The following is a 13,270-nucleotide window of genomic DNA, read 5'->3' on the forward strand; positions in this document are numbered from 1 at the left end:
CGTCCGTCCCACGTGGGACGGACGGCGGCCTTGCAGGATGCGGTCACACGGCGAGGCACCGCTTCGGTGCCCCGCCGCCGGTACACGTCAGTTCACGCACCGCTTCCCGCACTTGGTGATGCCGTCGCTCTCGGCACAGGCACCTGCGGCGAAGCAGCGGTCGAGCGCCCTTTCTGCGATGGCGTGTGAGCACACCGCGTCCGAGCGGCGATCCGGTCAGCCCGCCCAGCGGGAGTCGAGCGCGATGGTCTGCAGGCGGTCGAGCGTGAGCGGGGGCTTCGGCCGCGTCACCGGGCCGCCCTCGGCGTAGGAGTTCACTTCCTGGACGATGACCCGGCGGCCGTCGGGATGGAGGGTGTCGACCAGCCACACCACGGCGGAGCCGCCCTTCTCCGATGCCCGCTTGGCCCGCTTCACCTGGGTGCCGTCGCCCAGGGTCAGGGCCTGGCACGCGATGTACTCGCCCTCGCAGCCCATGAGCCCGTCCATGACGTCGCCCATGTCGTGCTGGGCGTTCACCCCGATCATGCTCTTTCCGCGGCCGTCGTCCCAGACCAGGGCGGCGTAGCCTTCCTGGCTCTGCTCGTCGGAGATCTTCGCGCCCTTGGGCAGCAGGGACTTCAGCACCCGGACCATCTGGCGGCCGGACAGCGGCGCGCCCGAGTCGGACAGCGCGGTGGACGGGGCAGAAGCGCTGACCGGGGCGCCGGCGGTTTGCGGTGCGGCGGAGGCCTGCGCCGCCGCACCGAGCCCGAGGGCCAGGACGAGGCCGGCGGCGACGGCCACGCGGCGGGCCGGACGACGGCGCGCGGGAGTGTTCCTGTTCATGTGGTGGCTTCCTTCTCAGGTTCAGAGCGCGGGTGTTCCTGCGTCGTGGGGCGGCGGGTGGTGCGAGGCGCCGCACGCCGCCCGGGCACAGGGGTGCCCCGGTGCACAAGCGCAGGGCGGTGGTCGTCGTGCTGCCGGCGGGACGGTCGTGCCGCCTCAGCCGGTGCGACATCCACAGATTCCTGGACGCCGCGGACCCCCGGCAACAGCTGCCCCCGTACCCGGGACAGCGGGACCGTCCCACCTGCGTTGACCTGCGCAAACAAGGAGGCCTGGGATGCCGTTCCGGGACGCGGGGACGACCCGCGTCGTGCCGGCCGGCCATCGGATGCGGCCGATGTCGCCCGTCAGCCGCCGGTTTCCGCCTCGCCGTCGGCGGCGGTGGTCATGGGGACCCAGCCGGCGGGGCCGCGGTACCAGTAGTGGGGCAGCCCCTTGATGCTGGTGGTACGGAACGGGCGGCCGTGGTCGTCGATGCGCACCGTGCCGCTGCGGCCCTGCGAGGACCATTCGAGTTCGAGGTACCAGTCGCAGGTGCAGGACTCGGTGCCCGCCGAGACCAGCAGGACCTCCGGCTCCTGCAGGGACACCCGGTAGGGGAAGTCGACCGCGAAGCTCGGTGAGTCCGGGCGGCCGGCCGGCACGGCACGGGGCCGAGGTCGGTGCGCGTCGAGGTCGATGGAGAAGTAGCGGGGCTGGAGGGTGGCGCCGCAGCCATCGGCCGTGGAGTAGGCGATGCCCCGGCGGGCGGCGGGGACGGCGCGGCCGACCACGCGCACATGCAGGGCCTCCAGGACGACGGCCGCGGAGCCACGTCCCTGCACCGTGATCCGCACATTGGTGTCCCGCCCGTGCACCGCGCCCTGAGATGCGGCCCAGGGCGCAGCGTCCGCCGGGTTCGGCGGCGGCGGGACCTGCTGCGGCGGCTTGTCGATGACGTAGTCATGGTCGCATTCGAGTTCCCCCCACACCTGGGAGTTGGCGGTCCAGGTGAGCGGGGCCGGCAGGGCGGCCACACCGGTGTTCGTCCGGTTCTCCTGCGGGCCGCTGCCGCTGTGCGTGGCCGACGCGGAGGGTTGCGGTGCGGTGGCGGGGGCGGAGGACGGCGGCGGGACGGCGCCGGCGCTCGCCCCGCTCTTGTGCGGGCCGCTGCCGCTGTGTCTGGCCGACGCCGACGGCTTCGGTGTGCTAGGGGCGGAAGCCGACACCGGGCCGTCGGAACGGGGGCCGGCAGCCGATGCGGTGAGAGCGGCGAGCACGACGGCGAGCGAGGCCGCCAGTGCCATCGCCCGCCCGGGCCGTCGTCGGGGGCGCCCGGGGCGGGGACCCGGCTCGCCCGCCGAGGCCGGCTCCGGGCGTGAAGTGACCGGGGAGATGGGCTCCGGGCGCGGGACGGACGGCGGCACCGGCTCGGGTTCCTCGTCCGCCGCACTGCTGGGGCTCGGGGACGCGGCCGCGGCCGCCGTGCTCGTGGGGCCGTCGGGCGCCGGTGCCCGCCGGGCGTCGCACGGGCGTGGCCGTTGCCGGGCCGCGACGGCCAGGACCCACCGGCGGTACAACTCCGCGCGTTCCGCGGGGCAGGCTCCGCACAGGGCGGCGAACCGCTCGATCCCGGCGAAGTCCAGGGGGACCGCCTCGCCCGTGCAGTAGCGGTGCAGCGTGGAGGACGTCATGTCCAGACGGCGGGCCAGCGCCGCGTAGCTGCGGTCCGTGCGCTTCTTCAAGCGCATCAGCAGGAGCGCGAACTCCCCTACCTCGTCGTGCCTTGCATCCATGCGGTGCGCACTCGCATCCATCCGTCGGCCTGTGCAGTCATGTCCCGGTCCGGGACGGCATTCCAGGCGCTCCCCCGTACCTGCACGTCGCTACGGCTGGATTGGTTCCTGGTTGCCGGCCGTGAGCTGCAGGGGCCGCCCGGCGGATCGCGAAGGTACGGAGCGGGTCGGCGGGGCAGGTGGAGAGCGGACACCCGTCCGCGGGCCGGAGCCCGTACGGCAGGGGCGTCTGCGGGGCAGGCCGTATGTGTGCGGGAGGAGGAGGCGGCCGGTACGCCGGGAGGAAAGCGGGCGAAGGCGGGCCAGCTGTTCCAGGTGACGGCCATCAGGACCACACAGGCGCTGCGCACCAGCATGGCCACGATGTAGCGGCGCTGGCGGCCGCGCAGATCCTCCGACAGGCCGGTGCGTGCGCGGGTGATGGACTCGGCCCGGGGTCCGGTCCGGTGCCATGGGGTTCGGCTCATGGGGGCCTGCGTAGGCACTCCGGCAGTATGCCCGGCCCGTGTTCCCAAACCCCGAGGAGCCGGTCCCGGACGGCCGCCCGGTGCCAAGAACAAGCACCGGCCACCCCGCTACGACGTCGGTAAGACCGTCAAACGCCCCGAGACCCTCAAGGCCTCGGCAAGCCCGGAAGATCTTGGTAGATAAAGAACTAGCGGCCTTGCGGGCGAGATGTTGATCTTGCTAACCTCGCGTCGATCTTGTACGTGAATTGACACATCGCCAATTCTCGCCATTCCGATGATTGAGGTCGCGCGGATGCAGCTGCGCATCGAACTTCGCCCGACGACCGGCGCCTCGGGGGGCCGTGCCCTCAGTCCAGCGGAAACGGTCGTGGCTCTGGCAGCCCTGGTCCACCGCTTCTCGGGACACGATCTCAGCGTGCAGGGCCGCCGGTCGGAGGATCTGCTCTTCCCCGCGCCGTTGCTGGTCGACGCCGACCTCATGGCCTGCTCACTGGCGGAGAGCCTCACGCGAGCCGAGCTCCGCCAACTCGAAGACAGGGCGCCCGACGTCACCGTCACGGTCGACGCGGTGCCGGGCAACGGATCCGAGGCAGTCGTCGAACTGGCTGAACACCTGGCGGTCGATGGTCTGGGCAACTCGGTCGCGAGGGCCGTCCAACACTTTGCCGATCAGATCGCACGGCTGCCCCACCTTCCTCTGAGCGAAATCAGCACAGTCGCTCCCCATGAGGAGACACGGTTGCTGGCACTGTCGGGTGATCAGTGGGACGACACCGCATCGCTTCCTCTCGTGCATCAACTGGTGGAGCGTCAGGCCCTGCTGAGGCCCGATTCCAGCGCCGTGAGCGAGGGCACGCGAGAACTCACCTATGCGGAGCTTCATTCCGCTGCCGTCCGCGCCTCACAGCGCCTTCGCGCCGCAGGAATCAGGTCCGGCTCGCTGGTCGGTCTGATGACCGAGCGAAGCCTCGATGCGATCGTCGCGTTGCTCGCCGTGGCGATGGCGGGGGCGGCTTCTGTGCCGCTCGATCCCTCCTACCCGGCAGCACGTTTACGCATCATGCTGGACGATCCCCGGATCGCTGCCGTGGTCTACAGCGGCGAACCGGTTGTTTCCGCTCCAGCAGGCACTGCCATGCTGCCGCTGGCAGAGCTCACCGACCAGGCCGATCCCGGATCCACCCCTCGGGATGCCGAACCCGGGCATGCCGAAGCTCCCGAAGACGCCCTCTTCACACTCGTGTTCACCTCAGGCTCCACGGGCGTTCCCAAGGGGGTGGAGATCACGCATCGCGGTGTCGCCCGGCTGGTCACGGACGAACAGTGCACCGGCTTCGCGGCTGATGACGTCGTGCTGCAATTCGCGCCGCTGACCTTCGACGCCTGCTTCCTGGAGATCTGGGGAGCACTGGCACGTGGAGCCCGGCTGGAGCTGGCCCCGCCAGGACCGCTGGGGCTTGCTGAACTCGCTGAGGTGATCGAAGAGCGAGGAGTCACCGTCCTCTGGCTCACCTCCGGCCTTTTCCATCAGATCGCCGAGTACGAGGCGGACTGCCTGCGTGGGGTGCGCCGGCTCTTCGTCGGTGGTGACGTCGTATCGCCTCATCACGTCGATCGGGTCGCGCGCATGTGGCCGCACCTGGAACTGGTCAACGGATACGGCCCGACGGAGAACACCACGTTCACCTGTTTTCACCCCATCAGCCACGACGGACCGACGGATCTCCGCACCAGTGTCCCGATCGGCCGCCCCGTCGCCCGGACCCGCGTGCATGTGCTGGACCGGTACGGGCAGCTGGTGCCGCCGGGAGTCCCCGGCGAACTGTGGGTCTCGGGCGAGGGCCTGGCCCGCGGTTACGCGCTGCGTCCGGACCTGACGGCGGAGCGCTTCGTGACTCCGCAGGAGGGGCCGCTGCGCGGAGTACGGATGTACCGGACCGGAGATCGCGTCAGGTTCCTCGCCGACGGTGCCCTGGAATTTCTGGGACGCACCGACTTGCAGGTCAAGGTCAACGGGTTCCGCATCGAGTTGCCGGAGATCGAGTCGGCTCTGCTCGCCTGCGACGGGGTCCGCCAGGCGTGTGTGATCGTGGAACAGGACGCCGTCGGCGGAAAGCGGCTGGCTTCCTATGTGGTTGCCGAGGACACGGACGGGCGGTTGGGGCTGGAGCTGCGAAAGGCCCTGCGCGCGCAATTGCCGCACTACATGGTGCCGACTCGTTACACGGTGCTCGACGAGTTGCCGCTGACCCACAACGGCAAGGTCGACCGTGCTCGCCTCGCCGCCACTCCATCGAACAAGGACTGAATCACCTATGACCACCCCCGCCACCGGTGTCCACGAAGCAGTCGTCGCGATCTGGACCGAGGTCCTGGGTACCGAGGTGACCCCGGACGCGGATTTCTTCCTCCTCGGAGGGCACTCTCTGCTGGCAACGCGGATGATCGCACGCGTCGAACAGACTCTGGGTGTGAAGGTACGGATGCGCGACGTGTTCGATCACGCGGAGCTCGATGATTTCGTCGGGCTGGTGACAGACCTGGCCGCGGCCCAGCGGTAAATCGTTAGAACGGTTCAGCGGTCGTTCTCTCATGCTTCGTCACGCGATATCGCGAAGCATGGAGAACGACCGCATCCCCTGTTCCGGAAGGAACGGCACTCACCAGGTCGGGGAACCTGCCATGACACGGGGCCGGACGTCGGCCTCAGTGCTGGCCCGGCAGCGAGGTGATCGGGTGCCCGGCGACGTTGTGCGGCTGGTACAGCTCTTCGAGGTAGCTGATCTCTTCGTCCTCCAGCACCACGTCCAACGCGTCGATGGCGTCCTGGAGATGACTCATCTTGCTGGCACCGACAATGGGTGAGGTCACCGTCGGCTTCGACAGCATCCACGCCAGCGCCATCTGCGCCATCGGCACGCCACGCTTGTCGGACAGTTGCTCCAGCCGTTCGACGATCTCGCGATCGCTGTCGCAGTAGAGCATCTTGCCGAACTCGTCGGTCTCGCTGCGGGCGCTGACGACGTCCCACGGGCGGGCGAGCCGCCCCCGCGCCAGCGGGCTCCACGGGATGACGCCGATGCCCTGGTCGGCGCAGAGGGGCAGCATCTCCCGCTCTTCCTCGCGGTAGATCAGGTTGTAGTGGTTCTGCATGGTGCTGAAGCGGGTCCAGCCGTTCGCGTCGGCGACGTACTGGGCCTTGGAGAACTCCCAGGCCCACATCGACGACGCGCCGATGTGCAGTGCCTTGCCGGCCTTCACCACATCGTGCAGGGCCTCCATGGTGACCTCGATCGGCGTCGCCGGGTCCCACCGGTGGATCTGGTAGACGTCGACGTAGTCGGTGCCGAGCCGGCGAAGGCTGTTGTCGATCTCCGTCATGATCGCCTTGCGGGAGAGCCCCACACCGTTGGGTCCCGGCCGCGTCCGCCCGTGAACCTTCGTCGCCAGCACGACCTCATCACGGTGACCGTATTCGCGCAGGATCTGCCCGACGATCTGCTCGCTGGACCCCGCGGAGTACACATTGGCGGTGTCCACGAAGTTCACGCCGGACTCCAGGGCGTGCAGCATCAAAGGCCGCGCCTGGTCCAGGTCCAAAGTCCAATTGTGGACCCCCTTGCCCGGTGTGCCGAAGCTCAGGGCCCCCAGGCAGATCCGCGACACGTCTATGCCGGTCGAGCCCAGCTTGACGTACTTCAAGATGCTTCCCCTTGATCGGTTCAGAATCAGAACAAACACGCTGTACCTGCAAAGGATATTGCGCCTTTGCAAGCATGATCAGCTTACGTGATCCGAGCGTCAGAATGCAGTGGCAAATCGATCCGCAGAACACTGACTAAACGCAGCCGAGTGGGTTTTGAAGCCCTCTTGGCATAGTTTTACGCACCCGCATGATTGAACGGGATAAAGGCAGGCGATCGACCGATGCCATGAAATTACGCTCAAAAACAACCCGGTGGTGGCGGCGATGCCTCAGCCCTGGGCTGCCGCCGGTCCTCGCACGCGGGACGCGGTCACCGCCACCAGCAGGCCCAGAAGGATGCAGGCCGCGCAGACGAGGAACATCGTCCGGTACCCGGCGGCCTGCGCGATCAGCCCGAGTGAACCGCTGCCGATGGCGACCCCCACCGTGAAGCAGGCGCCGAAGACCGACAGCGCCATGGCGCGCCCGCGCTCGCTGACCGAGCGCACCACGAACACCCCCAGCGCCGGGTAGATCTGCCACATGCCCACGCCGGTGAGTACACCGCCGACCACACCCATGGCCAGCGTGTGCGACAGCCCGACGAGCGCGATCCCCACCGCCTCGACCACGAACAGGGCCACCAGTTCCACCGGCCGCGTGACCTCCCAGCGGATCCACGTACCCGCTATGCGCAACACCACCACGGTCAGGGAGTACGCGGTGACCACGGCCGCTCCGCCGGCGACACCCAGGGCGTCGAACTTCGCGACCGCGAAGCTGGCGACCGCCGCGAAGCCGAACGCGGTGAAGACCAGTGCGACGCTCGGCAGCACGGTGCCCAGGAGCGCCTGGCGCCGATCGACGTCAGCCTTCTCCGTCTTCGGGGGGATACGTACTTCGGGGACGTACGCGGCGATCGGGATGACGATCAGGGTGACCAGCCCGGCGATCACGAATGTCTCTGCCGTGCCGGTCCAGCCGGCGAGCAGAGTGCCCAGCGGAGCGCCCAGCCCCAGGGCCAGGTAGTTGACCGTACCGCCCAGCCCCAACGCCCAGTTCTGCCGGTCCTTGGCGACCAGCTGCACCGGCCAGACCCCGGTCGCGGCCTGCATCACTCCCATACCGACACCCACCACCAAGCGCAGGAGCACCAGTTGGCCGATCGACCCGGCCAGCGGGCAGCACACCGTGGCCAGCGCCGTCAGCACCGCGCCGCCGATGGAAAGGGCCCGGGTGCCGAGACGGTTCATCAAAGCGCCCGACACCGGCCGCGACAGCAGCGACGTCACCGCATAACTGCTGACGACCGCACCGACGTCCGCCGGACCGCCGTGCAGCCGGTCCGTCACGTGACCGGGCAGAATCGGAATCGTCAGGGCGAACGGCAGATAACCGATCCCCGTGGCCAGCGAGATCAGCAGTGCGTACCGCATGGACCTCTTGTCAGTGGTCTCGGCGGCCTCGGAACTCAGCTCAGTCGGCACAGAAACTCTCTCTCCGGCCCAGGCGCGGACCGGGAACGGAACACCCGCTCGCCGCCCGTGCCTCGACCCCGATCCCAGACGTACAACCGGCAGCCCACCGAGCCCCCGAGGACACCATCACCCGGCGGCCGGGGAGACGATCTCCGTGACCGCCTCGGTGAACTCGCCCAGGGTCGTCTTCTCGAACATGATCCGCGGGGGTATGCGGTGGCCCAGCGCCTTGCGGATCCGGCCTGCCGCCTGCACTGCGAGCAGCGAATGCCCGCCGCGCTCGAAGAAGTCGTCGTCTTCCCGCAGTTCGATACCGCCCAGAAGCTCGGACCACACCCGTACGACCACCTCCCGCACCGGGTCCGCGGCAGGCACCGGGTCCGCGGCAGGCACCGGGTCCGCGGCGGGCGAGGCGTGCAGGGCGCGCAGGGCCGCGAGATCTACCTTGCCCCGCTCGGTCATCGGCAACCGGTCCACGAACGTGATGACGTTGGGCACCATGTGGCTAGGCAGCCTGGCGCGCAGATACTCGTGGATCTCATCGGCCGACCGCGGGCCGGCCTCGGCCACCACATACCCGGCCAGGGCCTGCTCCTGCGGCAGGAGCACGCAGTCCACGACGTGCGGATGCGTGCGCAGAGCCGACTGCACCTCGCCGATCTCCACCCGGTGCCCGTTGATCTGAACCTGCTCGTCATCCCTGCCCAGGAACTCGAACACGCCCGCGGCATTCTTCAGGACACGGTCTCCGGAGCGGAACACCCTGCCCAGGTCCGGCAGCCAGGCGAAGCGTTCCGCCGTCAGCGCGGCATCGCCCAGGTAACCGCGCGCCACGCACGCGCCACCGATCAGCAGTTCCCCGTCCGGCGAAACATGCAGCTCGGCCCCGGTGACACCCAGGCCGATCGGCACATCCGGCCTGGTGTCCGTGCCGGCGTCGAACTCGTGGTACGTGACCGCTACGGCGGCCTCGGTCGGCCCGTACCGGTTGAACACCCGTACCGCGGGCAGCAGTTCGGCGATCCGGCGTGCCGTTGACGTCGGCAGCCGGTCCCCGCCGCTGATCAGGTACCGCAGGCTGCGGGCTTCCCTCAAGCGCGGCTCGTCGAGCAGCAACGGCAGAATCGCCGGGGGGAGCCGGACCGCGGTGATCTCCTGCTCGACCAGCGCGGTGGCGATGGCGAGCGGGTCCAGATGGTCGCCCTCGGCGACCGAGACCACCGTGGCACCCGCCCGGAGCGGCCAGAAGAAGTCGGTCAGCGAGGCGTCGAACGTGTAGGGCGCCACCTGCAACAGCCGGTCACCCGGCCCGAGCGGCAGCCGCTCGGCGAGCCAGTCCAGATGCGGCGTCAGGTTGCGGTGTTCGACGACCACGCCCTTGGGCGCGCCGGACGAGCCCGAGGTGTAGATGACGTAAGCGGCATCCTCTGGGGAGCCGGCCACGGCCGGTCCGTGCTCCCCGTCCGCGTCCCCGTCCGCGTCCACGCCGAGTGTGCGGACACCGTCGTGCCGGAACCGGGCCGCGGTCGCGTCGTGCACCAGCACCGCGGCCGGCGCGCAGTCCGTCAGTATCCGTGCCAGCCGAGGAGCGGGTTCCGCCAGACTCAGCGGTACGAACGCCGCGCCGGCCCGCAGCGCACCCAGCATCGCGACGGCCATGTCGGCTCCGCGCTCCAGGAACAGCGCGACCCGCTCACCAGGGCCCGCGCCCACTTCGGCCAGCCGTCTCGCCAGCCGCCCCGACCGCTCCTCCAGCTCCTGGTAGGTCAGCGACGTGCCGTCACTGTCGAGCCAGGCCGTAGCCGCCTGCGCTCCACCGAGAACCTGGGCGTGTAACAAACCCTCGTCCGACATGCTCATCCCCCGCGGGTGGATCACTCAAAGTGGATCAGTCAAAGACACTCGATCGGATCACAGCAGGAGAGACCTAGTCAATAAACGATCATCAAAAGCTCCTGGCTGGCCGGTCGTTGGCGGCCTTCGTGTCGCACACAGCAATGCCCAGCTCGCAGCCGGGTTGTAACATGATCACAGGTTCGGGGGGATCCCCTGATCGCGCAGGGTTGCACCGCCGCCGAGAACGTCTGTCCGGGGCCGCGTGCCCTTGCGGACCGGCCTGTGGACAGGGTGTCTGCGCAGGCATCTCACGCCGCGAAATGAGGAGAAGCCGCGCTCATGGACTCCGTGTCGAGGATGTCGCCGCCCGATGCCGCCGCCGCAGATGCGCCCCTGGCGATGTCCGCTTTCCAACGGCGCATTTGGCTCGCCGAGTTGATCGATCCTGACGTGCGCAACCACGTGCCGCTCGCCTGGGAGGTGGCGGGCCGCCTGGACCCCGGTCGGCTGCGCGCCGCGCTGGGCCGCCTGGTGGCCGCGCACGAGATACTCCGCACCCGTTTCATCGAAGACGACAACGGGCTGTCGGTGAGGCTGCGTGAACCGTGGCTGCCGGAGCTGGAGGTACTCGACCTGCGCGAGGCTCCCGACGGCATGATGGACTGGCTGGACGCCGGCGTCCGCCGGCCGTTCGACCTCGAATCCGGACAACTGCTGCGCGCCGCCCTCGGCGAGCTGGGCGACGATCGGCAGGTGCTGCTGCTGTGCCTGCATCACCTGGTCATCGACGGGGAGTCGGTCCCCCTCCTGCTCGCGGAACTCGACCGCCACTACACCACGCCGGACAGGCCGCGACCGGTCGTCCAGTACCGGGAGTTCGCCGCCTTCCAGCAGCGTCAGCGTGATACCGACGCCTGGAACACCGACCTGCTGTACTGGGAGTCCACGCTGCGGGGAGCGTCCCCGGACACACCACTGCCCGTACCGGAGCGACCGGAGCCGAACGGGGCGTTCCAGGTCTCGCTGCCCGCAGGGCTGCTGGACTCGCTTCAGAAAGTGCAGTCCGAGCGCCGCGTCAGCTGGTTCATGGTGGCCGCCACCGCCCTGGCGGTGACCATGCACCGGTGGGCCGGCCTGGATGACGTCACCTTCGGTTCCCCGACGGCGAACCGGGACGAGCCCCCGTTCGCCGAACTGCTCGGTCCGTGCCTGAACACCGTGGTGCTGCGCTCCCGGGTGACCTCGGACAGCACGCTGCTGGACGCGTTGATGCAGATGCGCGACCAGGCCCTGGACGCGCTGGAGCACCAGAGCGTCGAGTTCGACGATGTGGTCGCCCGGCTGAAGCCGCCCCGGCGCTTCGGACGCACCCCCTACACCAACGTCACGTTGAACATGAACCTGCTGGACGACCACGCCGCCGATCTGGACGGCACGCGGCTGACACCGGTTCTGGACGACTCGCTGCGCAGCAACTACGCCAAGTTCGGCCTGACAGTGACGATGGCGCAACGAGACGGCCGGCTGATCGCGCTGATGGCCTATCGCGGAGACCAGCTCAGCGCCTCTCACGCCCAGGAACTGGCTGCCGAGTTCGCCGACGTGCTGACCCGCTTCCCGCAGGCCCTGAACGAGCCGGTCCTGTCCCCCGGAACGGGCCGACGCCGGTGAGACGACGGACCATGACGTGGGTCATCGCGCGGGAGGCCGAGGAGACCCGGCGGCGCGCGTAGTCGCGGACTGAGGTTCCCGGGCTGTGTGAGAGGCGCTGCTCGGTTCGTTGCCCACCTCGCGGGACGCGAGGGCGTGTTCCAGAGGGGGCAGGAGCCCTCGCCGGTGGAGATCGTCGTCAGGCCGGTGCCCCGCAGCCGTTCCGGCGCATCAGGCGTTCGTCCCGCTTGCGGCCCACACCGTCACCGCCTCTCCGAAGCCCCCTGGCCGAACTCTTCAGCGCGCGTCCTGGCCGCTGTCCGCAAGGGATTCGCGCAGTGCGTCGGCGAGCGCGGTCGCGGCGGCACCGGGCACGATCGCGGGATCGTGGTCGATGCGCAGCGACAACTCCTCACCGTCGTGGAGGGCCGAAACGACCACTGGCTCGTGGGCCCTGTGGCCCGACACATAGAGGAACCGGCCGGGCTCGCCCTCCAGTATCGGCGCCGGGCGGCGTGTGCGGTCGATGAGGGTCAGCACCAGATCGAGGTGGCCGGTCCACGGCGCCTGGCACGCCCTGGCCGCCCGGACGACTTCGTCGAACGGGGTGTCGATGAATTCGAGGTCCTCCAGCCAGCTCTCGCGGATGCCGTTGTGCTGCGGGTGGGCCAGCACCGTGTTGATGAAGCACCCGACCACGCCCGCCCCGTCCTGGCCGCCCCAGGTATAGGCGACCGGTGCGGCTCCCGCCGTCCGGGCGAGCGCCTCGTGGCAGCCGGCCAGCACCGCCGGGAACGGCCGGAGCGCGGCCGGTCCCGACAACGTGACGTGCTGCCAGACCGAGGCGCTGGGGCCGGGTTCGTACATGCCCGTGCCCCACAGGCCGGGCCCCGCGTCGCGTACCCGCGCTGTCCAGTGCTCCAGCGCCTCCGGCCCGCTGGCCTCGTGCTCCCTGTCCAGCTGTTGCTCCACTGCTTCGCGGTAGCGGCGCAGTGCGGTGGCGGACCCGGAGTCCGGCTCGTGTGCCGGGCTGTGGTAGGCGGACATCAGCTCGTCCAGCACCAGCCCGGTGGACTCGCCGTCGCAGATCAGGTGGTCGAAGCCGATGGCCAACAGATCCCGCCGCTCGTCCCTGGCCAGGAGCACCCGGAACGAGCCCAGCCCGGTGGGCCAGTGGTCCAGGGCGGCCCACAGAGCGCGCTCGGTGTCCGGGGCTGTGATCTCCCGCACGATCGGGGAGTCGGGAAGGGGGTCTATCCGCAGTACCGGCACCCCTCCGGCGGTGTCCGCGGCCCCGCGCAGGGCCGGATGCCTCAGCAGGACCGATCGCGCTGTCTGCTCCAGGCGGTGGGCCGACAACAAGCCGGGCGGGAATTCCAGGAAGACCGGCAGGATCTGCGCCCGGCCGTGCGGGTCGGTGGACCTGGAGTGGTGGAACCTCCGCTGCGCGCCGGTCAGCGGCATCAGCTCGTCGACTCCGTTGTGGACGTTCGCGTAGTGCTTGAGGTAGGTCCTGGTGATGCTGCGGTGCACAGCATGCCTCCACTG

The 13,270-nt window shown here is 69.6% G+C and carries 10 protein-coding genes and 1 pseudogene; 4 read left to right on the plus strand and 7 right to left on the minus strand.

The genetic code is table 11. The features are described from left to right. Positions 1-216 precede the first annotated feature (216 nt). The 3 genes from ACFVYS_RS32155 to ACFVYS_RS32165 all read right to left on the minus strand — a co-directional run bounded on the left by ACFVYS_RS32155 (position 217) and on the right by ACFVYS_RS32165 (position 3,070). On the minus strand, positions 217-828 hold the full coding sequence (locus tag ACFVYS_RS32155; RefSeq protein ID WP_389507782.1) for a hypothetical protein: 612 nt from the start codon (positions 826-828) through the stop codon (positions 217-219). Between the two features lie 347 nt (positions 829-1,175). Then, complete coding sequence (locus ACFVYS_RS32160; RefSeq protein WP_389507784.1) at positions 1,176-2,603, minus strand: helix-turn-helix domain-containing protein; 1,428 nt, start codon at positions 2,601-2,603, stop codon at positions 1,176-1,178. Then, a complete protein-coding gene (locus ACFVYS_RS32165) occupies positions 2,579-3,070 on the minus strand; it encodes a DUF3099 domain-containing protein (RefSeq protein ID WP_389507786.1) in 492 nt (163 codons plus the stop codon). Before ACFVYS_RS32165 ends, ACFVYS_RS32160 begins: the two co-directional genes overlap by 25 nt. A gap of 28 nt (positions 3,071-3,098) precedes the next feature. Here ACFVYS_RS32165 and ACFVYS_RS32170 point away from each other — a divergent pair. The 3 genes and pseudogenes from ACFVYS_RS32170 to ACFVYS_RS32180 form a co-directional block, all read left to right on the plus strand. After that, positions 3,099-3,250: pseudogene (locus tag ACFVYS_RS32170) on the plus strand (transposase); the annotation flags it as partial. Between the two features lie 97 nt (positions 3,251-3,347). After that, entirely contained in the window at positions 3,348-5,381 is a 2,034-nt protein-coding gene (locus tag ACFVYS_RS32175) for an amino acid adenylation domain-containing protein (protein ID WP_389507788.1), read from the plus strand. 7 nt (positions 5,382-5,388) lie between these two features. After that, positions 5,389-5,634 (plus strand): phosphopantetheine-binding protein, encoded by a 246-nt coding sequence (locus ACFVYS_RS32180; protein WP_389507790.1) that lies wholly within the window; start codon positions 5,389-5,391, stop codon positions 5,632-5,634. A 145-nt stretch (positions 5,635-5,779) separates the two neighbouring features. On the opposite strand, the gene ACFVYS_RS32185 is transcribed toward ACFVYS_RS32180, so the two are convergent. From ACFVYS_RS32185 to ACFVYS_RS32195, 3 genes are all read right to left on the minus strand, one after another. Further along, a complete protein-coding gene (locus ACFVYS_RS32185) occupies positions 5,780-6,775 on the minus strand; it encodes an aldo/keto reductase (protein WP_359034133.1) in 996 nt (331 codons plus the stop codon). A gap of 273 nt (positions 6,776-7,048) precedes the next feature. Continuing rightward, the gene (locus ACFVYS_RS32190; RefSeq protein ID WP_389507792.1) at positions 7,049-8,194 is read right to left on the minus strand and encodes an MFS transporter; all 1,146 of its coding nucleotides are present in this window, start codon (positions 8,192-8,194) and stop codon (positions 7,049-7,051) included. Positions 8,195-8,362: 168 nt separating this feature from the next. After that, positions 8,363-10,090: a non-ribosomal peptide synthetase gene (locus ACFVYS_RS32195; RefSeq protein ID WP_389507794.1), complete on the minus strand. Its 1,728-nt coding sequence runs from the start codon at positions 10,088-10,090 to the stop codon at positions 8,363-8,365. Between the two features lie 321 nt (positions 10,091-10,411). Here ACFVYS_RS32195 and ACFVYS_RS32200 point away from each other — a divergent pair, with 321 nt between their 5' ends. Beyond that, positions 10,412-11,743, plus strand: a complete 1,332-nt coding sequence (locus ACFVYS_RS32200) for a condensation domain-containing protein (protein ID WP_389507796.1) — start codon at positions 10,412-10,414, stop codon at positions 11,741-11,743. 276 nt (positions 11,744-12,019) lie between these two features. Here the strand turns inward: ACFVYS_RS32200 and ACFVYS_RS32205 are convergent, their stop codons facing one another. Continuing rightward, the gene (locus ACFVYS_RS32205; protein WP_389507798.1) at positions 12,020-13,255 is read right to left on the minus strand and encodes a condensation domain-containing protein; all 1,236 of its coding nucleotides are present in this window, start codon (positions 13,253-13,255) and stop codon (positions 12,020-12,022) included. Positions 13,256-13,270 lie beyond the last annotated feature (15 nt).

The sequence above is a fragment of the Streptomyces sp. NPDC058295 genome, from assembly GCF_042880655.1.
Lineage (GTDB): Bacteria > Actinomycetota > Actinomycetes > Streptomycetales > Streptomycetaceae > Streptomyces > Streptomyces coriariae.